Raw genomic sequence first — 24,588 nt, forward strand, 5'->3', positions numbered from 1 at the left:
GGATCGAGTGTACCGGCGTCAGCTGATAACGCCCGGAGAATCGAGGCTTCTGTCGAGGCCCTTGCGGTCGTAGAGAAGGGTGAACAGCAGGCCGAACACGAGCCCGATGAGCAGCCCGAGAGACGTCATACCCACCGAGTGCAGCAGGCCGGCGTCAGGCGAGGCGTTGAAGTACAGGATCGAGCGGGTGCCGAGGAAGATTTGATGCATCGGCTCGAACTGTGCCAGCCACGTGAAGATCGGCGGGCTCGCCTCGAGGGGAATCGTGCCGCCCGAGGACGGCAGTGCCAGGATGATGAAAACGACCAAGTTGATCAGCAACCCTGCTGTGCCGAATGCCGACATCACCGCTAGCGCCGTGAATCCGACGGCGGTGATCGCGAACGCGCCGTACATCCACAGGGTCCATGCATGGGTGATGGGCATGCCCAGCAGATGGCTGATCAGCAAGTACAGGCCCGATACGAGCATGGCGAGAACGAACATCACCAGCCACTTGACCAGCAGGGTCTGGAACCGGCTGATCTGGGTGGGTCCGCGGTGAATGTACTTCGGGCCGATCTCGGTGGGGGTGAACCCCAGCAGTCCGTCGACGAGGGTGCTGACAATGGTGGCACCGGTGAACCCCGCCAAGACGAGCAGCAGCGCGTAGTAGAACGCCGACAGGCCACCGCCGGTACCGTCGGGCAGTGGATCATGCTGGGCAACAATCACATTGATCGGCTGCGCCAACGTCAGTGCGCTCGCGCCCGCCAGCGGAGTGTCGCCGAGTTGCTGGCGAACCTGATCGGATATCTGTTGGCCCACGGTCTGATTCACCGACTCGAATGCAGGAGTGGCCACTCCGGTCACGAGCGACATCCCGAAGCTGCCCGCCCGCGGATTGGTGTACACCGTGATGACCGGCTTCTCGACATCGCCGGGAATCACACTCGCCTGCGCCAGGATTCCCATTCTCTTGGTGAAATCACTGGGGATGACGATGGAGCCGTAGACCTCCGCAGTGGACAGCAGCGATTCGGCCTGTGCCGGGCCGACCTCGCGGAAAGCGACCTTCTCGGAGTCGACGTTCTGGATCAAGCCGTCGACGATGTCGTTGCCGATACTGCGTTGCTCGCCCGCGAGGGTGTCGCCCTCGTCCTGGTTGACGATCGCGATGGGCAGGTCGTGCAAGTTGCCTCGGGGATCGAGAACGCCGCCCAGATACAGGGCCGCGAGGAACGACATCAGTGCCGATACCACCAGAATGGGCGCGAGCCAGAAACGCGGCGAACGCAGGACGTCGGCCATCGACCGAGGGGTTCTGTCGGAGGTCACCGGATCAGTGTCGCAAGTTCGGCTCCCCCGTGCGCGCTAGTTCGACCGATGCTTCACCCACCCGGGGATCGACAGAACGCCCGCCGGACGGTGGCGGCAAGGGCGGCCCGTCGTCGGTCGTGGTCGGCGACGGGCTCGTTGCTGTCGGCGGTGTGGATGATCGCCGCCTGGGCCCACGTGCCGGCCAAGGCGATCAGCATCGACCAGATGTCTGCGGCGTCCACGTCGTCCACCAGCAGTCCGTCTCGTTGGGCGTCGGCGATCATGGCGAATTTCTCGTCGTCGTGTCCGGGTCTGCGGTCGAACAGCGGCCCGGCCGGGGTTCGCTCCAGCCGGGCCCACGTCAGCAGGCGTACCAGCGTGGGGTCGCCGAGGTACATGTCGTAGAGCTTCACCGCGTACCCGGGCAGGTCTTCGGGAGTGAAGGCGATGTTCTCGATATCGGTGTCGACTCGCGTGTCGAAGACGACGTCGAACAGGGTGTCCTTGTTGCCGAAATAGCTGTAGATCAACGATTTGTTCGACGCGGCCGCCGCCGCGATTCGGTCCACCCGTGCTCCGGCGATGCCGTGCGTCGCAAATTCCTCGGTGGCGGCGGCCAGCAGCCGAGCGCGAGTAGCAGCCGAATTGCCCATGCGTAAAACCATACATTTCCAACTGGTTGGTTGAAAACTATCTCGCCGGACGCTACTGTTTCCAACCAGTTGGTTACTTTTGAAGGGATGCGAACATGCGAACAGCTACCGGATGCCGAGCTGTCGACGAGACTGCGCCACTCGAGCGGTGGACGTTCGACCGGCGGGATCTTCGCGACGACGACGTTGCCGTTCGGGTGACATACTGCGGGGTGTGCCACACCGATCTGCACTCGACGCGGAATCCCGGTGACTTTCCGGTGGTGCCCGGGCACGAGTTCGTCGGGGAGGTGACCGAGATCGGCTCCGGAGTCACGGACTTTGCCGTCGGCGATGCGGTGGCCGTCGGCAACATCGTCGACTCGTGCGGTCGGTGCGATATGTGCACGGTGGGTCAGGAAAATTTCTGTCGAGAGTTCCCGACACTGACCTACGGTGGGCGCGACCGACACGACGGAACTACCACTCGCGGTGCGTATTCCAACGAGTACGTGGTTCGCGATCGGTTCGTCTACCACCGCCCGGACAACCTCGACCCGGCGGCGGTGGCACCCCTGATGTGTGCCGGCATCACCGTGTGGGAGCCGTTGCGTCGCTGGAACGTCGGCCCTGGCGTCAGGTTGGGGATAGCTGGGATCGGGGGCCTCGGCCATCTCGCGGTCAAGCTGGGTCGCGCACTCGGGGCGGAGGTCACCGTATTGACCACCAGCGCAAACAAAGTCGCCGATGCGCAGAAGTTGGGGGCTCATCACACTGTCGTCTCGACCGACGATGCCGCGATGAACGCACTGGCAGGTGGTCTCGATCTGATCATCGACTGCGTGCCCGTCGAGCACGATCTCGCACCGTACCTGCGCTGCCTCGCACTCGACGGAACACTGTGCACCGTCGGCTATCTCGGCTCTACGACGGTCGATTTCCTGGATTTACTGATCGGCCGAAAGAGTCTGGCGTCGGCGGGCAGTGGTGGACGCCGATACACCCAAGATCTACTCGACTTTTGCGGCGAACACGGCATCGTCGCCGACGTGGAGACGATGCCGTCCGCTCAGGTGAACAACGCTTTCGACCGGTTGGCTGCCAACGACGTTCGGTACAGATTCGTACTCGATATGTCGGATCTACGCGGCCAACCTATGTGAGCGGAACTTCGTAGCAGGGGTCGAAGTTCCACTCACATGCGGCGCAGCCGCTCCTAGGCGGTTGCCCGACGCGGCAGCTTCCAGTCCGGACGTACCCAGTGGCAGGTGTATCCCTCGGGGTACTTCTGCAGGTAGTCCTGGTGCTCGGGCTCGGCCTCCCAGAAGTCTCCTGCCGGAGTCACCTCGGTGACGACCTTGCCCGGCCACAGTCCCGACGCGTCGACGTCGGCGATCGTGTCTTCGGCGACGCGCTTCTGCTCGTCGTTCAGGTAGAAGATCGCCGATCGGTAGCTGGCACCGATGTCGTTGCCCTGACGGTTCTTGGTGGACGGATCGTGGATCTGGAAGAAGAACTCCAGCAGATCGCGGTAGGACGTCTGGGTGGGGTCGTAGACGACCTCGAGGCCCTCGGCATGGTTGCCGTGGTTGCGGTAGGTGGCGTTGGGAACCTCGCCGCCGGTGTATCCGACGCGGGTGGAGACGACTCCCGGAAGCTTGCGGACGAGCTCCTCGGCTCCCCAGAAGCACCCTCCGGCGAGGATGGCGGTTTCGGTGGCTGCAGACATCGTTACTCCTTGTGCTCTATCGGTCGATACATGGTGTCCAACGAACGAGCGGCCGTCATAATTCCGAGTCGTGGGGGCGTTCGCCGACCTCGAGAACCAGTTTGCCGGTGTTTGCACCGTCGAACAACAGGTTCAGTGTCGATCCGAAGGCGGCGACGCCGCCGATCTCGATCTGCTCCCGTGCGGTCATCTTGCCGCTGGTGAGCAGTTCGGACAGGGCCTCGATGCCTTCCTGGTACCGATCGAGGTAGTCGAAGATGATGAAGCCGGTCATCGATGCGCGATTGATCAGCAGGGACAGGTAGTGCGCAGGCCCGGGCTGCGGATCGGTGGCGTTGTAACCGGAGATGGCTCCGCACAACACCACTCGCGCGCCCTTGCGTAGACGCGACAGAGCCGCGTCCAGGATCTCGCCGCCGACGTTGTCGAAGTACACGTCGATGCCCTTCGGTGCGGCGGCCTTCAGGCCCTTGTACACCGACTCGTTCTTGTAATCGATCGCCGCGTCGAAACCCAGTTCTTCGGTGAGCCATGCGCACTTCTCGGGACCGCCGGCGATGCCGATCACGGTGGCTCCCTTGGCTTTCGCGATCTGACCCGCGATGCTGCCGACGGCTCCCGCGGCTCCCGAGATGACGACGGTATCGCCCTCGGTCAGCTTGCCGACGTCCATCAGGCCGAAGTATGCCGTCAATCCCGGGAAGCCGAGGGCTCCGAGCCACGTGGGTGCCGGTGCGACGGATTCGTCGACCTTCTGCACTCCTGTGCCGTCCGACAGTGCATGCTCGGTGACGCCGAACGAGCCCGAAACGATCTCTCCCACAGCAAAATCGGGGTGATGCGATTCCAACACCCGTCCCACGGCATGCGCGCGCATCACCTCGCCGATACCGACGGGCGGCACGTACGAGCGTGCATCGTTGAGCCAGCCGCGCATGGCCGGGTCGAGAGAGACGTAGTCGACGGTGACGACGAACTCGCCGTCGCCCGGGGTAGGAATCGGCTCCTCGGTCAGATCCCACGTCGAGTCGTCGGGACGTCCCACCGGGCGCTGAGCCAATCGGATCTGACGGTTCACAGATGTCATCTACCGTTCCTTCCACATCGAAGACGTGCATGTCGAAAACAGGGCACTTCGACACTAGGGCAGAATGACGTCACGATGACCAACGCGCCGAACACCACCCGCCTCGCCCCCCGACTCGTTGCCAGCGATGTCGACGGCACCTTGCTCGACCAGCATGAACGCGTCACCGAACGCACCAAGCGTGCCGTCTCGGCCGTAGTGGCCGACGGAGTCCCGTTCGTGCTGTCCACCGGCAGGCCGCCGCGATGGATTCAACCCGTCGTCGACCAGTTGGGTTACGCACCGATGTCGGTGTGCGCCAACGGTGCGGTGATCTACGACGCGGCGACCGATCGGGTGCTCAGCGCCGAGACGTTGTCGGTCGAGACGCTGCAGTGGTTGGCCGACGTCGCCTACCGCGCGTTGCCCGGCTGCGGTCTGGCCGCCGAGCGAGTGGGGCAGACCGCACACGACTCGGCCACACCGCAGTTCGTCAGTTCGCCCGGCTACGAGCATGCGTGGCTCAACCCCGACAACGTCGAGATGACCGAGGACGACGTCGTCGACGTCCCCGCGGTGAAGCTACTGATCCGGCTCTCGGGATCCACCAGCGGCCACATGGCCGACATTCTCTCGCCGCTGATCTCCGGTCGCGCCGACCTGACGTTCTCCACCGACAACGGACTCATCGAGCTGTCGGCCCCGGGGATCACCAAGGCGTCGGGCCTGGCCAAGGTGGCCGAGACGCTGTCGGTCGACGTATCGGACATCGTCGCCTTCGGTGACATGCCGAACGATGTGCCGATGCTGTCGATGGTCGGACTCGGCGTTGCGATGGGTAACGCACACCCCGCTGCCGTCGCGGCGGCGAACGAACAGACCGTCACCAACGCAGAAGACGGAGTGGCGCAGGTTCTCGAACGCTGGTGGTGACGCGTCGCCGCCGGATCAGGGGCGGATGACGCGTCGACCCGGCCACATCCGTCCGCGGACGTCGTCGAACACGATGCGCACCGCCCGTCCGTCCCGTTGGGCGTGAATGTGCAGGTGCGGCTCGGTCGAGTTGCCCGAATTCCCGACGACTCCCAGCAGTTGGCCGGCCTGCACGCGCTGCCCCGCGGTGACAGCGACGCTTCCTTTCTTCAGGTGCGCGATCAGAATCTCCTCCGACCCGGCTCCCAGCACCACGTGATTTCCCGCCGGTTTCGCCGGGTTGAGCTCGCCGTCGTTCAGGCCGTCGCCGCACCTGAGCACCTCGGCGTCGACGGGGGAGTGCACGGGTGAACCGAAGGCGTAGTAGTCCTCGTCGCATCCGGCGAGAACCCCGCGATGCGAGGAACCACGACGATCGACCTCGACGAGATCCAGTGCCGCGCGCTGGAGTGGTGCCTCCCAGTGATGATTGAACAGTCTGCCCTCGCCTGCGGCCACCTCCCACCGCCCACCGGCGACCGGAAAGTGCAACCGGAGAGTCGTCGAATCACGCACGGCACGTTGGCGACTCGCAACCGTAGCCGCGACGGCACAGGCGGTGAGCACCGCTTCGAACGAGAAGGAGCCGGTGTCGAAACCGGCGGTCCAGTCGTCGATTCGCACGGCCGACACCGCGCACACCACCAACAGCATCGCGCTGATCGGAACGTACGGAATGCCGAACGTCGTCGACGACGGTACCGAGAAGAAGTACGCCAACAGGAACGTCGCGAACATCAGCAGTAGAGATCCGGCCCACCGGCCGCCGTTCTCGGCCGTCCAGCACCCGACGGCGGCTACGGTGACGAGCACGAGCCACACCAGCTGGGGGATCGAGGACAACAACACGAAGCGCGTCCGCGTAGACATCACGTCACGGTACCCATCCCAACGCGAAAGGGCCGAGTCACCACAGTGACTCGGCCCTTTCGCGGGAATGTCAGCCCGCGGGTGCAGGCTCCGGTGCGGGTGCCGGTTCCACCGGTGCCGCAGCGGGGTTCTGCATTTCCGCGTTGTAGGTGTCGTTGTACGTCTTGATCACCGTGGTGACGATTCCGGTGAGCTCGTTGAAGATCAACGAACCGTTCTCGAAGTCCGTCCGGAAGCCCTCCGGCACCTTGAACTCGTCGGTGATCGGCAGACCGAGGACGCCGTCGACGCCACCCTGCTGCAGGTACTGCTGGAAGATCTTGCCGATGACGGCCACAGCCTGACCGGCCATGTTGGTGATGATCTCGCCGTTCTGGAACTGCGCCTTCTCACGGCCGCCGCTCACCTGCACCAGGCCGCTCACCGGCACACCGAGTGAGCCGGTCTCGCCGCCCGAGGCCAACCACTTCTGCGCGACGGGGCTGGTCGCAGCCAGACGCTGCAGCTCGGCGACCAGCGCCGGGATGTTCTCGCCGAGAGTCGAACTGACGTCGGTGCCCGGGCGTGACGGAGCCGGGTCGGTCACCGCGGTGTCGGGAGCGGTGTCGGTCGTATCGGGTGACGCCGGTGTGGCATCCCCGCCGCCGAGGTTGGCAGCCGCGATGTCGCGGATCTCGCCGAGCCGGGCGTACCCGGCGTCACCGGGGCATTCGGTGTTGCCGACGTCGCGGTGCCCGAAGATCACCGGCAGGTCGACGGTCTTGCCCTTGCCGATGAACGTGAAATCCGTTCCCTCGGAGGTCATCGTCGTGGTTCCCTTCGGATCCAGACCGGCCTTGCCGAGTCTCCAGCCGAGGAACTTGCCGACCGAGTCGACGGTCTCCTGCGAGGGATCCTCGGTGGAGTAGTCGCCCATCATGGCGACACCAACGGTGTTCTCGTTGAACCCGCCCGCATGGGCACCCTGAACCGGCTTGTCCAGGCCACCGGCGCGGCCCTCGAAGATCTGACCGTACTTGTCGACGAGAGCGTTGTAGCCGATGTCGCACCAGCCGAGCGTCTGCGCGTGGTACGCGTAGATGGCTCGGACGATCTCGGCCGATTCGGACTTGGAGTAGTCGTTGCTGCCCGCGGTGTGGTGCACGGTGGCACCGCCGATGAAGTCGTCGATCGTCGGTGTGGCGCAACGGATCGACTCGTCGGCACCCCACTGGGCGCGGGTGATGACCTTGGGGCCCGCGTCGCCCGCCACCGGAGTGGCGAGGTCGCTGAGTGCGGAGTCGGCCGGGGACGTGCCGGGAGTGATGAGTACGGCACTGATGTCGTTCACTGCCGAGGCCAACTGCTCGGCCGAGCTCTCCGGTGCAGCCTCGGGCTGAGCAGGCTCGATCGGGGCCGCGGGGTCCACGGGAGCCGGATCCTGCTGGCGCAGTGGCTTGCTCGACGACGCCGGGGTGTAGCCGAGGGGCTGTTCCGCGGCGGCGGGAGCGGGAGCCTCGGCGGCAGGCGCATCTGCAGCAGGAGCTTCGGCAGGCGCGTCAGCAGCGGGCAGCTCGACGACCGGAACCTCGGGAACAGGTGCAGCCGCAAAGCTTTCGGGAGCGGCACTGCTCGTCAGAGGCGTCAGCAGCACCTGCACGGCCTTGGTCAGTCCGACGAAGATCGGTTCGGTACCTTGCTTTCCCGCAGCGGGAACGGAGTCGTCGGCAGTGCTGTCGACCGGTGCGGTCTGCAGCCACGGTCCCCAGGATCCGTCCTCGAGCTGCCGGCGAACCTGTGCAGACGCGCCGTTCAGCTCCTCGGAGGTCAACGCCACCATGCTGAACGGGGTGTCCTGCGAGATTTCCTTGACTGCCGCACCGAGCGGCGGCCCGGTGGGGTCGGCAGCTTCGGGGTTGACCGGTGCCGATGCGTCCACCCGGGGAATCGGTGCCTGCGCGGTCGCGTTCCCCGGCGCCGGCGTGGTCAGGCCCGGAATGTCGGGGATCTGGATCGGCGGGATCACGATGGAATCCGGCAGCGGCAGATACTTCAGATCGGAGAGCCGCAGATCGGGCAGCGGCAGGCCGGTGAGCTCCTGCAGCGGAATCACGATGTCCGGTGCTGCGCTGAGTGCGGTCTCGACGATCGTGGTCGGCACGGTGACCGGGGTTGTCTCGTTGGCCGGTCGAACTCCGGTTGTCGTGCTGTCGGTGAGGCCGGCGACCGCAAAGGGGGTCGCGACGGCGAGTAGTGCGACAGCACCGAGAACGATCGACGGCTTCGTTCGACGGTTCGGCAAGGCGGTACTCCCTGGTTGTTGGTAGGTACGCGTCGTAGGATCTCGATTGCTGAACATCACGAATCACATCAGCAACATGAGTCCCATCAGACACAAGGCTAAACCTTAGCTTGACAGTTAGCCACAGCCGGGAAGTTCCAGTGGCGCGGCGCGTCGGACATGTCACCTACGCTTTCCAGCTGTGACTGTGCACTTCATCGGAGCCGGACCAGGCGCTGCGGACCTACTCACGCTGCGGGCCGTCGAGTTTCTGCGCTCCAGCCCGGTCTGCGTCTACGCCGGTACCTACATCGACAACGCGATTCTCGAACACTGCCCGGCCGGTACGCGCCTGGTCGACACGGCGAAGCTGGACCTCGACGCCATCACCGCCGAACTCGTCGCTGCGCACGAGCGCGGGGAGGACGTCGCCCGCCTGTGTTCGGGGGACCCGTCCCTTTACTCCGCGCTGGCGGAGATGTCCGCCCGACTCGACTCCGCAGGCGTGCCCTGGGACGTCACCCCCGGCGTGCCTGCCTACGCCGCTGCTGCCGCGTCACTGGGCGTCGAGCTGACGGTCCCCGAGGTGACGCAATCGGTGGTGCTCACCCGCGCGCAGGCTCGCTCGACGGCGATGCCCGACACCGAGGCGCTGAAGAACTTCGCCGCCACCCGCGCGACGCTCGCATTGCACCTGGCGATCACCCGCACCCGACTCATCGCCGACGAGCTCACCGAGTTCTACGGGCCGGATTGCCCCGCCGTGGTCGTCTTCCGCGCCAGCAAGCCGGACGAGCTGATCCTGCGCGGCACCCTGGGTGATATCGCCGATCAGGTCGAGGCCGCGGGCCTGCGTCAGGCCGCAGTCATCCTGGTGGGGCCCGCCCTGGCTCGACGCGTCGTCGCCGAATCGCATCTGTACGACGCATGCCGGGACCGCTCGTGAAGATTCATCTGATCGGCATCGGCGGCGGACATCCGGACCAGGTGACGGTGCAGGCCGTCGAGAAGCTCCGGGCCGTGGACGTGTTCATCGTGGCCGACAAGGGTGCGTCCGTCGGCGATCTTGCAGCAGCCAGGCAGGAGATCCTCGAGCGCCACCACGGTGGCAGCTACCAGGTCATCGAGGTGCCCGATCCACCGCGCGATCGGTCTCCCCGGGAGTACGAGACCGCCGTCCTCGACTGGCACGACGCCCGCGCCCGCGCGTACGCCGACGTGCTCGACGGTCTCGCGGAGGGCACCGTCGTCGGGTTTCTCGTTTGGGGAGACCCCGCGCTCTACGACTCCACTATTCGGGTCGTCGAGCGGCTGGCTGCCATGCGCGGCGACATCGAGTTCGATGTCACACCGGGCATCTCCAGTGTGTCGATGCTGGCTGCGAGTCACCGGCTCGTACTCAATCGCATCGGCGGACCGATCGTCATCACCACCGGCAGGAACCTGGCGGGCGACGTCGCTACCGGGTTGGACAACCTGGTGGTCATGCTCGACGGCAACCTGGCCTGCAGCGCGCTGACCGGCGCGGGGTGGGGCATTCATTGGGGTGCCAACCTGGGCACGGTCGACGAGAAGCTGGTGGCGGGGCCACTCGACGACGTGTTGGCAGACATCCGCCGCGCCCGCGACGAGGTCAAAGCGGCACACGGCTGGGTGATGGACACGTACCTGCTCCGACGCCTGACCCCGTGACACCCGACCGGCCGACCGATGCCTGGTGGGGTAGAGCGGTCACGATCGTCGGATACCCTGGTTGCCCGTGACTGCTGTGAGCTCCGAGACCACCTCTTCCGACGCCTCCGCGACCGGCCGATACGACTTGATCGTCGTCGGATCCGGGTTCTTCGGACTGACCGTGGCCGAACGGGCGGCGTCCCAGCTGGGCAAGCGTGTTCTTGTGCTCGATCGTCGGCATCACCTGGGTGGCAACGCGTACTCCGAGGCCGAGCCCGAGACGGGCATCGAGATCCACAAGTACGGCGCGCATCTGTTCCACACCTCGAACAAGCGGGTCTGGGAGTACGTCAACCAGTTCACCGACTTCACGAGCTACCAGCACCGCGTCTTCGCTCTCCACAAGGGCCAGTCGTATCAGTTCCCGATGGGCCTCGGCCTCATCTCGCAGTTCTTCGGCAAGTACTTCTCGCCGGCCGAGGCGCGGGCTCTCATCGAAGAGCAGTCCAACGAATTCGACTCCAAGGACGCGCAGAACTTCGAGGAGAAGGCGATCTCGTTGATCGGGCGTCCGTTGTACGAGGCGTTCATCCGGGACTACACCGCCAAGCAGTGGCAGACCGATCCGAAGAATCTGCCCGCGGGCAACATCACCCGGTTGCCGGTGCGCTACACATTCGACAACCGCTACTTCAACGACACCTACGAGGGACTGCCCGTCGACGGCTACACCGCGTGGCTCGAGAAGATGGCCGCCGACGAGAAGATCGAGGTCCGGCTGAACACGGACTGGTTCGACGTGCGGGAGCAGATCGTGGCCGAGAGCCCGAACGCCCCGATCGTGTACACCGGCCCATTGGATCGCTACTTCGACTACTCCGAGGGTGAACTCGGTTGGCGCACAATCGACTTCGAGACCGAGGTGCTGCCGACGGGTGACTTCCAGGGCACGCCGGTGATGAACTACAACGACGGCGACGTGCCGTTCATTCGTATTCACGAGTTCCGTCACTTCCACCCCGAGCGCGAGTACCCGACCGACAAGACGGTCATCATGCGCGAGTTCTCCCGCTTCGCGAAGAGCGGCGACGAGCCGTACTACCCGATCAACACTCCCGACGACCGGAGCAAGCTCGAGGCATACCGCGATCGCGCCAAGGCCGAAGCAGCCTCCAGCGGCGTGCTCTTCGGTGGGCGTCTCGGGACGTACCAGTACCTGGACATGCACATGGCAATCGCCAGCGCACTGAACATGTACGACAACACTCTGGCCCCGCACTTCGAGACCGGCGCACCCCTGGCAGGCGACAAGTGACCGCCAAACATCTCCTCGCCGACGGTGTTGCCGACGTGGCCCCGGTGCTCGGCAAGTCACTGCTGCAACGAGTACTGCTGCCCCGCTCGGGCGAGCCGCTCGACGTGCGCACGCTGTACCTCGAAGAAGCGCTCACCAATGCCAAACGGGCACACTCGCTCTCGCGGACCTCGGTCACGATCGGCTCCGAGTCCGAGGTGTCGTTCTGTACCTATTTCAATGCTTTCCCGGCGAGCTACTGGCGGCGCTACAGCATCCTGAAGTCCGTGGTGCTGCGCGTCGAGGTCTCCGGACACTGCCGAATCGACGTCTACCGGTCCAAGGCCGACGCGTCGCGCATCCACGTCGAGGGCCGTGAAGCCGTGGACGGCGATGCGGCGCAGGAGTTTCTGATCGACCTCGGTCCGTTCGAGGACGGCGGCTGGATCTGGTTCGACATCACCTCCGATTCCGAGGTGGTGCTCGAGAGCGCGGGCTGGTACGCCCCGATCGAGGCACCGGGCGAGGCCACGGTTGCCGTCGGCATCCCCACGTTCAACCGTCCGACCGACGCCGTCAAAGCGCTTGTGGCCCTTGGCTCGGATCCGTTGGTTCTCGACGTGATCCAGGCCGTCATCATGCCGGATCAGGGCACCCGCAAGGCCAAGGACGAGCCCGGGTTCGACGAGGCCGCAGCAGCCCTCGGCGGGCGACTCGCCATCCACGACCAAGCCAACCTCGGCGGCTCCGGTGGCTACAGCCGCATCATGTACGAGGCACTGAACAACACTGCCTGCCAACACATTCTGTTCATGGACGACGACATCGAGATCGAGCCCGATTCGATTCTGCGGGCGTTGGCGATGTCACGGTTCGCCAAGGTGCCCACGCTCGTCGGCGGCCAGATGCTGAACCTGCAGGCGCGCAGTCACCTGCACGTCATGGGTGAAGTGATCGATCGCAGCAACTTCATGTGGACCGGCGCGCAGAACGTCGAATACGACCACGACTTCTCCGAGGATCCGCTGCGCACCAGCAAACTGCTGCACCGCCGCATCGACGTCGATTACAACGGCTGGTGGATGTGCATGATTCCGCGCGTCGTCGCCGAGGAACTCGGGCAGCCGTTGCCCCTGTTCATCAAGTGGGACGACGCCGAATACGGCTTGCGCGCACGCGATGCCGGCTACCCGACGGTGACCCTGCCGGGTGCGGCGATCTGGCACATGGCGTGGAGCGACAAGGACGACGCCATCGACTGGCAGGCGTACTTCCACCTGCGCAACCGCCTCGTGGTCGCGTCCCTGCACATGCCGGGCGACGGCAAAGGCCTGGTGCTCGACACCATCAAGGCCACCGTCAAGCACCTGCTGTGCCTCGAGTACTCGACGGTCGCCATTCAGAACCTCGCGATCCGTGACTTCCTGGCCGGTCCCGAGCACATCCTCGAGATCCTGCCCACGGCGCTGCCGACGGTGCACGCACTGCGCAAGGAATTCCCGGACGCCGTCGTCGTCGGCAGTTCCACGGAGTTGCCGCTCGCATCCGGTGAGGAAGTCGGAGCCGTCGGCCTGCCGAGCAACCCGATCTCCAAGGTCCGTCGTCTGGCAAAGGGCTTGCTCCACAACGTCAAGCCTGCGCACGAGCAGCATCACGAGCGTCCGCAGCTCAACGTTCCGACTCTCGACGCGCGCTGGTTCCTGCTCTCCCAGGTCGACGGCGTCACCGTCACCACCGCCGACGGCCGGGGCGTCGTCTACCGCAAGCGCGACCGCGCGCAGGCCGCCGCGTTGCTCAAGGAAGCACTGTCGTTGCGCAAGCAGTTGGCAGCCGAATTCCCCGCACTCAAAGCTCGATACCGTGATGCCGTGCCGCACCTGACCAGTAAGGAAACGTGGGAACGTGTCTTTCGTTACCAGGCGTAAAGGCCAGACCGAGGTGCCGACGGAAGTCCGAATCCTCGAGAAGGTGCAGAGCACCGTCGGCAGCGCACCCGGCGCGATCACCGTCGCGCGTGGCATGTCGCACTTCGGCGAACACGCACTCGGCTGGGTTGCGATCGCCGGAATCGGTGCTGCACTGGACGCGCCGCGTCGGCGTCAGTGGGCATCGGTGGCCGTCGGGGCCGTCGGCTCGCATGCCGCGTCGATCGTCATCAAGCGCATCGTGCGGCGGCCGCGTCCCCACGACCCGGCCGTACGCATCAACGTCTCGACGCCCAGCAAGCTGAGCTTCCCGTCGTCGCATGCGACATCCACCACAGCGGCCGCGGTTCTCCTCGGCCGGGTGACCGGGCTACCGTTACCGGCGGTCCTCGTCCCACCCATGCTGCTCTCGCGCTTGGTGCTCGGAGTCCATTACCCCACCGATGTGCTGGCCGGATCGGCACTCGGCGCGTTGACGGCTGCGGCCGTCGTGAAGTTCGAAGGAGACAAATGAGCGAGGATGCCGCACCCGTAGGCGCACCGCCGAAGAATCTGGCGGACGGCATCGTCAAGGCGCTTCGTCCGCGTCAGTGGGTCAAGAACGTCCTGGTACTGGCTGCGCCGCTGGCGGCAGGCTCGGTCACCGATCGCGACGTGCTGCTGTCCGTCGCGCTCGCGTTCATCGTGTTCTGCTTCGCCGCCTCGGGCATTTACCTCGTCAACGATGCGCTCGACGTCGAGGCCGACCGCGCACACCCCACCAAGCGGTTCCGTCCGATCGCTGCTGGTGTCCTTCCGGTCAACGTCGCCTACGGAATGGCCGTCGTGTCCCTCGGCCTGGCCATCGGACTGTCGTTCATCGCCAACTGGAAGCTCGCCCTGGTCATCGGCGTGTACATCGCGGTCCAGCTGGCGTACTGCTTCGGCCTCAAGCACCAGGCCGTGCTCGACATCTGCATCGTCTCGTCCGGCTTCCTGCTCCGCGCCATCGCCGGTGGCGTCGCTGCCTCGATCCCGCTCTCGCAGTGGTTCCTGCTGATCATGGCGTTCGGATCGCTGTTCATGGCGGCCGGTAAGCGGTACGCCGAGCTGCAGCTCGCCGAGCGAACCGGGGCGAAGATCCGCAAATCGCTCGAGAACTACACCACGACCTACCTGCGATTCGTCTGGACGCTGTCGGCGACGGCCGTCGTCATCTGTTACGGCCTCTGGGCCTTCCAGGAGGATGCGGGCACGGGAGCCAACTGGTTCGCCATCTCGATGATTCCGTTTACCATCGCAATCCTGCGATACGCAGTGGATGTCGATGGCGGCGAGGCAGGCGAACCCGAAGAGATCGCGTTGGGAGACAGGGTTCTGCAGCTACTCGCCATAGCGTGGATCGGAGTGGTTGGTGTCGCTGTCTACCTCGCCTGACCAGCGAGATACGCGGGAGGAGGACTCCGCTCGGGGATCGATCACCAGGCCCGTCTTCTGGGTCGGGGCCGTGGTCACCGGAGCGTTGTTCCTCTGGGGTGCGTGGGAGCGCCGCTGGATCGCCGACGACGGCTTGATCGTGCTGCGCACCGTCCGCAACCTGCTGGCCGGCAACGGCCCGGTGTTCAACGCGGGCGAGCGCGTCGAGACCAACACCAGCACCATCTGGACCTACCTCGTGTACGCGGGCAGTTGGCTGAGCGACGGACGCCTCGAGTACGTGGTTCTGACGATCGCACTCGTCCTGTCCACCGCTGCCGTCGTCATCGCGATGATCGGCACGTTCGCCCTTCGGGGTCGTACCGCGACGCGGACTCTGTTCCTCCCCGCAGGAGTCCTGGTCTACATCGCGGTTCCCCCCGCCCGCGACTTCGCAACGTCCGGGCTCGAGACCTGCTTGGTCATCTTCTGGCTGGCGACGCTGTGGTTGCTGATGGTCCGCTGGGGCCAGCGCCGCGGCGGTGGCGTCGAACTGCTCGGGCTGGCTTTCTTCGCCGGTCTCGGCCCGCTGGTGCGTCCGGAACTGTCCATCGTGGCCGTGTTCGCGCTGGCGATGATCTTCCTGGCTCCGCAGAGCTGGCTGTCCAGGATCCGGGTGTTCGCCGTCGCCGGAGCGGTTCCGGTGCTCTACCAGATCTGGCGTATGGGGTACTACGGCCTGCCGTACCCCAACACCGCGGTATCGAAGGATGCGGGCGGAGCCAAGTGGTCGCAGGGATTCGCGTACCTGTCCAACCTGGTGGGGCCGTACCTGCTGTGGTTGCCTCTCGCGCTTCTTGTGGTCGGAGCGGCGCTGTCGGTGTCGCGAATTCGGCTGTCTTTGCCACGGTCGCTCCACGATTGGCTTGCGGCGCTGAGGACGCCCACTGCCGTCGTCGTGTTCGCATTGATCAGTGGTTTCGTCCTCGCCGTGTACGCCATTCGTGTCGGCGGCGATTTCATGCACGGGCGCACGTTGTTACCGGCATTGTTCACGCTGTTGTTGCCGATTTCGGTGTTGCCCGTTGCCCTACCGAAACGCTGGTCTGCAGACCGGGCGACTGCGGTATTCGTCGCCGATGTTCTCGTGTGGGTCGGCATCGTCGTCTGGGCCGTCGCGGCCGCGAATACGACGGGGATGCCGCAGGGCTCGATCGTCGGCCGAAGCGGCATCGTCGACGAACGTGCCTTCTACTCGCTCAACACCGGGCACGCGCATCCGATTCTCGCCTCGGACTATCTCGACTACCCGCGGATGCGCGCGATGGTCGAGGCGATCGAGGACACCCCGGACGGTGGCCTGCTGCTGCCGTCGGCGCAGTTCACCTACTGGGACGTCGTCCCGCCGCCGCTGCCCATTCCCGACGGTGGGTTCGGTCACACCGTCTACTTCCTCAACCTGGGAATGACCAGCATGAACGTCGGCCTCGACGTGCGGGTCATCGATCAGATGGGACTGGCGTACCCGTTGGCGTCGCACACCGAGCGGCTCGAGAACGGCCGGATCGGGCACGACAAGAACCTGTACCCGGATTGGGTGGTGGCCGACCTCGGACTCGTCGGGATCCACCCGTACCTCCCCTGGTACATGGACGAGGACTGGGTCACCGAAGCTCAGGTGGCACTGACCTGCCCCGATACCGAGGAATTGATGGCGTCGTATCGAGCGCCGTTGACGAAGCAATTGTTCGTCCGGAATCTCAAACGCTCGTTCTTCTACGCGGGATATCGATTCGACCGAGTGCCCAAGTACGAAATACAGCGATGTGATCTTCCGGCTCCGATATTGAAAGCCGATAATTAGATGTCAGGACACGAAAGAGTCACCGGGTTGCGCCGAATAGATCTCGACGCCAAGATGAGCTATCTCAATCGTGTAACGGCGGTCGTACTTCGCGCGATATGTGCGAAGGATGTGTATGCGAACGACCTGTACGGCCGATCGACAGACATGATGAACTTGCGAGATCAAGCGTTGATTGCGTAACCGATGTGACGACGAAGCAGCTGAGAGGTCGAGTGCATGCTGGGTAGATGGAAGAGCCGGTCCGTGGATGAGCGTGGGGCGGACAAGCGAGCGGGGTCATGGGGACGCCGCGCCGCCACGTCCATGCTGATGGCGGTGGTCCTCCCACTGGGATTGGCTGTAGCGGGCGGTGGCGCAACTGCCAACGCGGCCTTCGACGGCAATGCCATCGACGTCTGGACCGACTCGAGCATGGGCCCGATCAAGAGCCGGGTGTGGCGGGCAGCGGACGGTAACACCAACCGCGTCGTCTACCTGCTCGACGGTCTGCGCGCCACGACGGACATCTCGGGCTGGGAGCACGAGACCGACGCCGGAGCAGTTCTCGCCTCGTGGAACATCAACGTCGTCGAGCCGGTCGGTGGACAGTCGAGCTTCTACTCCGACTGGTACGCACCGTCGAACTTCAACGGTCAGCAGACCACCTACAAGTGGGAAACCTTCCTGACGCAGAACCTGCGTGAGAACCTGCGCGCCAACTGGGGCTTCAACCCCAACCGCAACGGTGTCATCGGTATCTCGATGGGTGGCTCGGCCGCTCTGACGCTCGCCGCGTACCACCCCGACCAGTTCAGCTACGCGGGCTCGCTGTCCGGCTACCTGAACATCTCGGCACCGGGCATGCGCGAAGCGATGCGTCTGGCGCTGCTGGACTCCGGTCGCTACAACATCGACGCGATGTGGGGACCGCCGTGGGATCCGGCGTGGCTGCGCAACGATCCGTTCGTCTTCGCACCTCGTCTGCGCGACAACGGAACGCGTGTCTGGGTATTCGCAGGTAGCGGTCTGCCCGGCGGACTCGATCGCCCGCAGAGCTTCATCGACTACTACAACACCGCCAACGGCATGGGCCTCGAGGCCATCGCTCTGGCGAACAGCCGCGCCTTCCAGATCCGCATGGCGAGTATCGGTGCCAACAACGTCACCTACGCGTTCCCGGCCGTCGGTACCCACCAGTGGGGCTACTGGGGCGAGCAGATTCGTGTCATGGCTCCGGACCTCAGCGCCAACATCGGTAACTGACCGGCCGCACAACGTTTCGGTCGTTTCGCCCGCTTTTCGGCCCCTAGTGACAACTCACGACTTTTCAGGGCTGTTCAGCGGGGACGACGCAGGATAGTCTCCTGTTTCGGGGAAACGGCGAGATGAAACTGCGACGCTGATCACAGTTTTGCCTTGGAACCGCTCGATGGAATAACCTCCATCGAGCGGTTCTCCTGTTCTCAGCAGAACCTCAGCTTCTCGAGGCTTCGGTCTTGTCAGCATCCCCAGCTCCACCTCGGCCTCACGGGGCCACCAGTTCGCCCTGTTCGATTGCCGGGGGCCGCTACGACAGCGGAGACCGCGTAGATGAGAGAGAGCACCATTCCATGCGATTTGCCGGCCTCAGCAGTACACCGAAGGCCTCCTCACGCTGGCGTCAGCGCCTGCTCGGCGTCAGCGCAGCAGCGCTCGTTCTGCCCATCGCAGCCGGTGTGGTCGGCGGAGCCGTCGCTGTTGCAGCACCGGCGTCCGTCGTGCACCAGACTCCGGCCGGTGGCCGCGAGGATCTGATCGTTCCGTCCGAGATGGGCCCCATCAAGGTTCAGGTTCAGTGGGCCGCTCGTGGCGGAAATGCTGCTCTCTACTTGCTCGACGGCCTGCGCGCCCGCGACGACCGCAACGCGTGGACGTTCGAGACCAACGCGCAGGACCAGTTCGCCAACGACGACGTGACCCTGGTCATGCCCGTCGGTGGTCAGTCCAGCTTCTACAGCGACTGGTACACCTCGTCGAACTTCAACGGCCAGGAAGTCACCTACAAGTGGGAGACGTTCCTGACGCAGGAGCTCCCGGCGTTCCTCGAGAACTACGGTGTCTCGCGCAGCAACAACGGTGTCCTCGGACTGTCCATGGGTGGTTCCGCGGCTCTGACGCTCGCGGCGTACCACCGGGATCAGTTCAAGTTCGCCGGCTCGCTCTCGGGCTACCTGAACATCTCCGCGCCCGGTATGCGCGAGGCCATCCGCGTTGCGATGCTCGACGCAGGTCGCTTCAACGTCGACTCCATGTGGGGACCGCCGTGGAACCCGGCGTGGCTGCGTAACGACCCGTTCGTCTTCGCACCGCGTCTGCAGGGCCTGTCGCTGTACATCTCGGCAGCCAGCGGTCTGCCCGGCGAGTTCGACCATCCTGCCGCGCCGATCGATTTCTACAACACGGCGAACGGCATGGCTCTCGAGGCGCTCTCGCTCGCCAACACCCGTGCATTCCAGATCCGGATGAACACTCTCGGCATCCCGGCCACGTACAGCTTCCCGTCGAACGGAATCCATGCCTGGCCGTACTGGGGAGCCGAGCTGTGGAAGGCTCGCACCCAGATCCTGGACGCGCTCAACGCCTGATCTCGACAGGTAATCGATGCTCGGAGAATGCCGCCCTGCGCACCAACGCAGGGCGGCATTCTTCGGTTTCGGCGGGATCGAATCCATCACCTCTGTTCACAATCGCACCATCAGTCACAGCGCGTCTGCTGTCCGTCGCCATCCGGCACGTGTAGAAAGACATACGAAGCATGTCTCCTAACGAGACCTTCGAGAGTTCACGTCGAAAGAGAGTCACCATCATGCGCACTGGGCTTGTTCGGTTCGGTCGAATCCCATCGGCCGGCACACGGGCCGGGCGAGCGGCAGCAGCACTGGCCGTCGCCTCCGCGCTGATGATCCCCTTCGCGACGACAACGGTTGCGGCCGCAGCTCCGATTGCACACGCCGGACCCGCCTACACCCAGACCTCCGGTGCCACGGTGACGTCCGTGGACTGGCTGTCCGATCGCCGCGTCGCGCTGTGGATCCAGTCGCCCTCGATGGGTACGCCGATCCAGGTTCAGCTGCTGCTCGCCCGTGACTGGAACATCAACCCGCAGGCGACGTTCCCGCAGGTATACATGCTCGACGGCCTGCGCGCGACCGATCAGGAGAACGGCTGGACGGCCGAGACCGACGCCGAGTCGTACTTCGCCGACAAGAACGTCAACGTCGTCCTCCCCATCGGTGGCCAGTCCAGCTTCTACTCCGACTGGGTCGACCAGGACAACGGCAAGAACTACCAGTGGGAGACGTTCCTGACCAAGGAGCTCCCGCCGATCCTGGCCAAGGACTGGCGCAGCACCGACACCCGCGGCGTCGTGGGTCTGTCGATGGGTGGCACCTCGGCGATGTTCCTTGCAGCGCGTAACCCCGGTTTCTTCAAGTTCGCCGGCTCGCTCTCGGGCATCCTGACCACCACCTCGCTCGGCATGCCGCAGGCCATCCAGTACGCAATGACCGACGCCGGCGGCTACAGCTCCAGCGCCATGTGGGGATCGCCGTCCAATTCCCTGTGGGCACAACATGATCCGTACCTGCTCGCCGACAAGCTGAAGGGCGTCAGCCTCTACATCTCCAGTGGCAACGGCTCCACCGGACCGTACGATCAGCCGTCGCCCATCCCGGGTGTCAGCACCAACTACGCCGGCATGGGCCTCGAGATCCTGTCGCGGTTGACCTCGCAGACCTTCGCCACCAAGCTCAATCAGCTCGGTATCCCGGCTCAGGTGAACTACCGGCCGTCGGGCACGCACTCGTGGCCGTACTGGCAGTTCGAGCTGCACCAGCTGTGGCCGCAGCTCGCCACCGCGCTCGGTGTCGAGGTGGACAAGCCCGCGTGCAGTGCTGCCGGAATGATCGGCAACGCCAGCGGAGCCAACTCGTGGCTCGGACCGTGCCTGACCGAGGAATACAACGTCGCAGGTGGACGCGCTCAGGACTTCACGTTCGGCCGAGTTTTCTTCACCCCCGACACCGGCGCGCAGGTCGTCGCCGGAGCGATCGGTGGCATCTACCAGGGCAACAAGGGCCCCGAGGGAGCACTCGGGTTCCCGAAGACCGGCGAGATCGGTACCCCGGACGGTCGTGGACGGTTCAACGCCTTCCAGAACGGCATGGTCTACTTCACGCCGCAGACCGGAGCGCACGTGGTCAAGGGAGCCGTGCTCGACGAGTGGGCAGCCCAGGGCTACGAGGGTGGGCCCCTGGGCTACCCGGTGCTCGACGAGGTCGTGACTCCGAACAAGCCCGGGTCGGTTCAGGGATTCGAGATCGGTGCGATCTACACCTCGCCCGATGCGGGAGTCCATTCTGTGCAGGGCATGATTCTCGGTAAGTACGGTGAATTGGGTTGGGAGAGTGGACCTCTCGGGTTCCCCAAGTCCAACGAGCTCGGCCCGATCCGAGACGGCGGACGGTTCAACCAGTTCGAGACCGGCAACATCTACTGGAGCCCGCTCAGCGGTGCCTGGTCCACCCCGTACGGTCCGATCTTCGATGCCTGGGGATCGGTCGGCTACGAGGGCGGCCGCCTCGGCTACCCCACCAGCGATCAGTTCGATATCGACGGTGGCGGTAAGCAGCAGAACTTCCAGTTCGGCATCATCACTGTCAAGGACGGCGTGGCGACGATCGCGCCGTGACCTCTCGAGAGTGCTTCGGAGTCGGTCACGGCTTCAGAGTTCTCTCAGAGCGTGGCTGTACGCTCGCCTGCGACCCGACGACCGAAGGATTTTCGATCGATGACGCGTAACTCTCTGGCCAGAACTCTGTCTCTCGGCGTACTCGCCGTGGCAGCGAGCTCGATGCTGGTGGCCTGCGGAAGTGACGACTCGACGGCCACCGGGGCCCCGACGAGCACCACCACAGCAGCCGCGACGACAACCGAGACGAGTTCGACGACGTCGGCGGCGGAGAGCACCACTGCCGCCCCGACCACGAGCCCGGGCGAGGCGGCCACCGCGCCGCCGGAGCAGCCGCAGCCCGTTCCGGACGACTTCCCGGGCCCGACCGAGAGTCAGATCGACGATCGCGGTCAGAGCTTCCTCGACGAGCTGAAGAAGCAGGGCATCACGCCGGCAGGCAACGGCGACATCGCGGTCTCGACGGCCAACTACATCTGCGCCGCACAGGCCCAGGGTGTGGCGGCGGACGAGATCTCGACCTACGTCACCGCGAACGTCGGCGTCGAAGCCAGTGCGGCCGGAACGCAGATGAGCGAGACACAGGCCCAGCAGGCTGCCCAGACCTACATCGCCGCCGCGCAGGCGACGTACTGCAGGCCATAGATCCACGCTGATGGAGATGCACGCCGATGGCCAAGCGTAAGCGCAGAATCCTTCCGGTGATCGCCGTTGCGGTGATCATCGGATTGATCATCGTCGCCCTCTGGTACCTACTCGCCGGACGGTTGCCGAAGGGCCCGGATACTCCGGTGCCGCCGCCGGGGCCGGAAGAGCCGACGTCGCAGCCGGCGGATTGCCCCGACGTGCAGGTCATCGCCATTCCCGGCACCTGGGAGTCCTCGTCCACCGACGATCCGTACAACCCGACGGCCAACCCGGTGTCGCTGATGCTCAACGTCACGCGTCCGTTGCAGGAGCAGTTCCCCGGATCGCGCGCCGACGTCTACACCGTGCCGTACGTGGCTCAGTTCTCGAATCCCATCGCTCTACCGCCGGACGGTCAGCAGTCCTACAACAACAGCCGCACCGAGGGTAAAGCTGTTGCCGTACAGAAGATGACCGATGTGAGCGCACGGTGCCCGCTCACCAACTTCGTGCTCGCGGGCTTCTCCCAGGGCGCGGTCATCTCCGGCGACATCGCGTCCGACATCGGCGCGGGTAACGGCCCCATCTCCGCCGATCGAGTACTCGGGGTGACCCTCATCGCCGACGGTCGACGCGACGGAGTCTCGGGAACCGACGTCCCCGGCCCGCTCGACGGCGTCGGTGCCGAGGTGGCACTCGGGGGACTCGACCTGCCCGGCATCACCATGACGGGGCGTCGGGACGGTGGGTTCGGTGCGCTCGACGACCGGACCAACCAGATCTGCGCACCCGGGGACTTGATCTGTGCCTCGCCGTCGGATGGATTGTCGCTGCGCAACATTCCGCAGAGCATCCAGATTCTGATCGGTGCTGCAGGCAATCCCGTGCACGCGTCCTACAACAGTTTTGTTGTCGACGGCTCCGGCACGACGGCGACGCAGTGGACGGCGGCATGGGCTGCCGGGTTGATCGAGAATGCCCCGACACCCGCTCATTCGTGAGAACGTGCCGTTTATAACGGACACATCACAACGCGGCGTGTCGCTAGCTATTGCCGCCCACAAACCTGGGCCCGGCAACCCCCAGCCGGTGTGATCCAATCCGGCGAGCGGCTAGAGTGACGCCTTGGACCTGCGCAGATCGGCTCCGGCCGGCTGCTTCCAGCGCCCTACCGACCAGCTGCTTTCAGACCGCTACAACTTCGAAGACCCCCGAGGAGAGCATTAGATGAGTTCCGCCGAGGCCGCGACCGCCGGGCCGCGCAAATTCCGATTCGCTGCAGGCGGAGAGGGAAACGCCGAGGAGGGCGGGGCTCGGAAATTCATCAAGCTGGCGCAACAGGCCGAGGAACTGGGCTACGACAGCTTCATGATTCCCGATCATCTGGGTAATCAGGTCGGTCCCATCGCAGCGCTCGGCGCACTTGCCGTCGCCACCGACAAGATCCGGCTCGGCACGGCAGTGTTGGCGAACGGTTTTCGGCATCCCGCGGTGCTGGCCAAGGACGCGGCGACCATCGATGTGCTCTCGGGTGGTCGACTCGAACTCGGTCTCGGTGCGGGGTGGATGCGCGAGGAGTACGACAAGGCGGGCATCACCTACGACCGTCCGGGAGTGCGAATCGAGAAGCTCGAGGAGACCCTCGAAATTCTCGACGTGCTGTTGCGTGGTCAGGAATGCAATTTCGAGGGCAAGCACTACACGATCTCCGGACTGAAGGGCAGCCCTCGGCCTCGGCAGGGGCCGCGTCCGCCGATCTGCATCGGTGGCGGTGGTCCGAAGATGCTCGCGTTGGCGGCCAAGCATGCAGACATCATCTCCGTGGTGCCGAGCACCTCGAAGGAAGGCAAGCTGCTGCTGTCGGGCATGACCATCGAGAAGACCCTCGAGCGTGTCGAGCTGATTCGTGCGGCCGCCGGGGACCGGTTCGACGACATCGAACTGAACTGGGCGATCACGACCATCGTCGTGACCGACGATCGAGAGCAGATGGCCGAGATGGCGTTGGCCGCGCTCGACAACGGCTACCCGCCGAACGTGGACGTCGACGTCAAGCTGACCGTCGAGGACATCCTGTCGTCTCCGTACCTCGCATTCGGGACGTACGAGGAGATCGCCGATCAGATCCGTAACGTTCGCGCGCGAACGACGATGTCCTATGTCGGGGTTTTCCCTACTCAAATGGAAGCATTCGCACCGGTTGTCGACTTGCTGAAAGGCGAGTGACGAAGGCGCGTGTCGGTACCATGTACCTGGCCTCGAAGCCAGGT

Annotated in this window: 21 protein-coding genes; 15 read left to right on the forward strand and 6 right to left on the reverse strand. The window is 64.9% G+C overall.

What is annotated here, in order from left to right; translation table 11 throughout:
- Positions 1 to 18 precede the first annotated feature (18 nt).
- Entirely contained in the window at positions 19 to 1,290 is a 1,272-nt protein-coding gene (locus tag CH294_RS10685) for a DUF3533 domain-containing protein (RefSeq protein WP_094737905.1), read from the reverse strand.
- Between the two features lie 80 nt (positions 1,291 to 1,370).
- Positions 1,371 to 1,952 (reverse strand): TetR family transcriptional regulator, encoded by a 582-nt coding sequence (locus CH294_RS10690; protein WP_094737906.1) that lies wholly within the window; start codon positions 1,950 to 1,952, stop codon positions 1,371 to 1,373.
- Between the two features lie 95 nt (positions 1,953 to 2,047).
- Between CH294_RS10690 and CH294_RS10695 the strand changes: the two genes are divergently transcribed.
- Positions 2,048 to 3,094: an NAD(P)-dependent alcohol dehydrogenase gene (locus tag CH294_RS10695; RefSeq protein WP_094737907.1), complete on the forward strand. Its 1,047-nt coding sequence runs from the start codon at positions 2,048 to 2,050 to the stop codon at positions 3,092 to 3,094.
- A gap of 53 nt (positions 3,095 to 3,147) precedes the next feature.
- Here the strand turns inward: CH294_RS10695 and msrA are convergent, their stop codons facing one another.
- Both msrA and CH294_RS10705 read right to left on the reverse strand, forming a co-directional pair.
- Positions 3,148 to 3,660 (reverse strand): peptide-methionine (S)-S-oxide reductase MsrA, encoded by a 513-nt coding sequence (msrA, locus tag CH294_RS10700; protein WP_032381071.1) that lies wholly within the window; start codon positions 3,658 to 3,660, stop codon positions 3,148 to 3,150.
- 55 nt (positions 3,661 to 3,715) lie between these two features.
- Positions 3,716 to 4,747 (reverse strand): NADP-dependent oxidoreductase, encoded by a 1,032-nt coding sequence (locus CH294_RS10705; RefSeq protein ID WP_032405407.1) that lies wholly within the window; start codon positions 4,745 to 4,747, stop codon positions 3,716 to 3,718.
- Positions 4,748 to 4,822: 75 nt separating this feature from the next.
- Between CH294_RS10705 and CH294_RS10710 the strand changes: the two genes are divergently transcribed.
- A complete protein-coding gene (locus CH294_RS10710; protein ID WP_032405406.1) occupies positions 4,823 to 5,659 on the forward strand; it encodes a Cof-type HAD-IIB family hydrolase in 837 nt (278 codons plus the stop codon).
- A 15-nt stretch (positions 5,660 to 5,674) separates the two neighbouring features.
- Here CH294_RS10710 and CH294_RS10715 read toward each other — a convergent pair whose 3' ends face one another.
- Both CH294_RS10715 and CH294_RS10720 read right to left on the reverse strand, forming a co-directional pair.
- Complete coding sequence (locus tag CH294_RS10715; RefSeq protein WP_212709787.1) at positions 5,675 to 6,568, reverse strand: M23 family metallopeptidase; 894 nt, start codon at positions 6,566 to 6,568, stop codon at positions 5,675 to 5,677.
- Between the two features lie 70 nt (positions 6,569 to 6,638).
- Positions 6,639 to 8,849: an N-acetylmuramoyl-L-alanine amidase gene (locus tag CH294_RS10720; protein ID WP_094737908.1), complete on the reverse strand. Its 2,211-nt coding sequence runs from the start codon at positions 8,847 to 8,849 to the stop codon at positions 6,639 to 6,641.
- Between the two features lie 181 nt (positions 8,850 to 9,030).
- Between CH294_RS10720 and cobM the strand changes: the two genes are divergently transcribed.
- The 13 genes from cobM (at position 9,031) to CH294_RS10795 (ending at position 24,544) form a co-directional block, all read left to right on the forward strand.
- A complete protein-coding gene (gene cobM, locus CH294_RS10725; RefSeq protein WP_037152817.1) occupies positions 9,031 to 9,774 on the forward strand; it encodes a precorrin-4 C(11)-methyltransferase in 744 nt (247 codons plus the stop codon).
- Positions 9,756 to 10,520 (forward strand): precorrin-6A synthase (deacetylating), encoded by a 765-nt coding sequence (gene cobF / locus CH294_RS10730; protein ID WP_094737909.1) that lies wholly within the window; start codon positions 9,756 to 9,758, stop codon positions 10,518 to 10,520. The genes cobM and cobF overlap by 19 nt, the downstream gene beginning before the upstream one ends.
- 67 nt (positions 10,521 to 10,587) lie before the next feature.
- A complete protein-coding gene (gene glf / locus CH294_RS10735; RefSeq protein WP_052058605.1) occupies positions 10,588 to 11,817 on the forward strand; it encodes a UDP-galactopyranose mutase in 1,230 nt (409 codons plus the stop codon).
- Positions 11,814 to 13,721 carry a glycosyltransferase gene (locus tag CH294_RS10740; RefSeq protein ID WP_032405402.1) on the forward strand — a complete coding sequence of 636 codons (1,908 nt, stop codon included), beginning with the start codon at positions 11,814 to 11,816 and terminating at the stop codon, positions 13,719 to 13,721. The genes glf and CH294_RS10740 overlap by 4 nt, the downstream gene beginning before the upstream one ends.
- Positions 13,699 to 14,235 carry a phosphatase PAP2 family protein gene (locus tag CH294_RS10745; protein WP_170944675.1) on the forward strand — a complete coding sequence of 179 codons (537 nt, stop codon included), beginning with the start codon at positions 13,699 to 13,701 and terminating at the stop codon, positions 14,233 to 14,235. Before CH294_RS10740 ends, CH294_RS10745 begins: the two co-directional genes overlap by 23 nt.
- On the forward strand, positions 14,232 to 15,137 hold the full coding sequence (locus CH294_RS10750; RefSeq protein WP_032405400.1) for a decaprenyl-phosphate phosphoribosyltransferase: 906 nt from the start codon (positions 14,232 to 14,234) through the stop codon (positions 15,135 to 15,137). The genes CH294_RS10745 and CH294_RS10750 overlap by 4 nt, the downstream gene beginning before the upstream one ends.
- Entirely contained in the window at positions 15,115 to 16,980 is a 1,866-nt protein-coding gene (zomB, locus tag CH294_RS10755) for a flagellar motor control protein ZomB (RefSeq protein WP_094737910.1), read from the forward strand. Before CH294_RS10750 ends, zomB begins: the two co-directional genes overlap by 23 nt.
- Before the next feature lie 306 nt (positions 16,981 to 17,286).
- Entirely contained in the window at positions 17,287 to 18,225 is a 939-nt protein-coding gene (locus tag CH294_RS10765; RefSeq protein WP_170944684.1) for an alpha/beta hydrolase family protein, read from the forward strand.
- A 347-nt stretch (positions 18,226 to 18,572) separates the two neighbouring features.
- Positions 18,573 to 19,586, forward strand: a complete 1,014-nt coding sequence (locus tag CH294_RS10770) for an alpha/beta hydrolase family protein (RefSeq protein ID WP_052058606.1) — start codon at positions 18,573 to 18,575, stop codon at positions 19,584 to 19,586.
- A 314-nt stretch (positions 19,587 to 19,900) separates the two neighbouring features.
- Positions 19,901 to 21,691: an alpha/beta hydrolase-fold protein gene (locus CH294_RS10780; RefSeq protein ID WP_094737942.1), complete on the forward strand. Its 1,791-nt coding sequence runs from the start codon at positions 19,901 to 19,903 to the stop codon at positions 21,689 to 21,691.
- A gap of 99 nt (positions 21,692 to 21,790) precedes the next feature.
- Positions 21,791 to 22,336, forward strand: coding sequence for a DUF732 domain-containing protein (locus tag CH294_RS10785; protein ID WP_032405396.1), 546 nt, complete (start codon positions 21,791 to 21,793; stop codon positions 22,334 to 22,336).
- Between the two features lie 26 nt (positions 22,337 to 22,362).
- Complete coding sequence (locus CH294_RS10790; RefSeq protein ID WP_032381082.1) at positions 22,363 to 23,319, forward strand: cutinase family protein; 957 nt, start codon at positions 22,363 to 22,365, stop codon at positions 23,317 to 23,319.
- 226 nt (positions 23,320 to 23,545) lie between these two features.
- Positions 23,546 to 24,544, forward strand: a complete 999-nt coding sequence (locus tag CH294_RS10795) for an LLM class F420-dependent oxidoreductase (RefSeq protein ID WP_032381083.1) — start codon at positions 23,546 to 23,548, stop codon at positions 24,542 to 24,544.
- The last annotated feature ends 44 nt before the right edge of the window (positions 24,545 to 24,588 follow it).

The sequence above is a fragment of the Rhodococcus sp. 14-2483-1-1 genome (assembly GCF_002259335.1).
Classification (GTDB): domain Bacteria; phylum Actinomycetota; class Actinomycetes; order Mycobacteriales; family Mycobacteriaceae; genus Rhodococcoides.

What these genes read in the sequence shown, in the direction of transcription:
- CH294_RS10770 (WP_052058606.1), top strand. Translation starts at nt 18,573, where the DNA reads ATGCGATTTGCCGGCCTCAGCAGTACACCGAAGGCCTCCTCACGCTGG.
- CH294_RS10765 (WP_170944684.1), top strand. Translation starts at nt 17,287, where the DNA reads ATGCTGATGGCGGTGGTCCTCCCACTGGGATTGGCTGTAGCGGGCGGT.
- CH294_RS10785 (WP_032405396.1), top strand. Translation starts at nt 21,791, where the DNA reads ATGACGCGTAACTCTCTGGCCAGAACTCTGTCTCTCGGCGTACTCGCC.
- CH294_RS10690 (WP_094737906.1), bottom strand. Translation starts at nt 1,952, where the DNA reads ATGGGCAATTCGGCTGCTACTCGCGCTCGGCTGCTGGCCGCCGCCACC.
- CH294_RS10780 (WP_094737942.1), top strand. Translation starts at nt 19,901, where the DNA reads ATGATCCCCTTCGCGACGACAACGGTTGCGGCCGCAGCTCCGATTGCA.
- msrA (WP_032381071.1), bottom strand. Translation starts at nt 3,660, where the DNA reads ATGTCTGCAGCCACCGAAACCGCCATCCTCGCCGGAGGGTGCTTCTGG.
- CH294_RS10705 (WP_032405407.1), bottom strand. Translation starts at nt 4,747, where the DNA reads ATGACATCTGTGAACCGTCAGATCCGATTGGCTCAGCGCCCGGTGGGA.
- CH294_RS10750 (WP_032405400.1), top strand. Translation starts at nt 14,232, where the DNA reads ATGAGCGAGGATGCCGCACCCGTAGGCGCACCGCCGAAGAATCTGGCG.
- CH294_RS10695 (WP_094737907.1), top strand. Translation starts at nt 2,048, where the DNA reads ATGCGAACAGCTACCGGATGCCGAGCTGTCGACGAGACTGCGCCACTC.
- CH294_RS10710 (WP_032405406.1), top strand. Translation starts at nt 4,823, where the DNA reads ATGACCAACGCGCCGAACACCACCCGCCTCGCCCCCCGACTCGTTGCC.
- CH294_RS10685 (WP_094737905.1), bottom strand. Translation starts at nt 1,290, where the DNA reads ATGGCCGACGTCCTGCGTTCGCCGCGTTTCTGGCTCGCGCCCATTCTG.
- CH294_RS10715 (WP_212709787.1), bottom strand. Translation starts at nt 6,568, where the DNA reads ATGTCTACGCGGACGCGCTTCGTGTTGTTGTCCTCGATCCCCCAGCTG.
- CH294_RS10790 (WP_032381082.1), top strand. Translation starts at nt 22,363, where the DNA reads ATGGCCAAGCGTAAGCGCAGAATCCTTCCGGTGATCGCCGTTGCGGTG.
- CH294_RS10795 (WP_032381083.1), top strand. Translation starts at nt 23,546, where the DNA reads ATGAGTTCCGCCGAGGCCGCGACCGCCGGGCCGCGCAAATTCCGATTC.
- cobF (WP_094737909.1), top strand. Translation starts at nt 9,756, where the DNA reads ATGCCGGGACCGCTCGTGAAGATTCATCTGATCGGCATCGGCGGCGGA.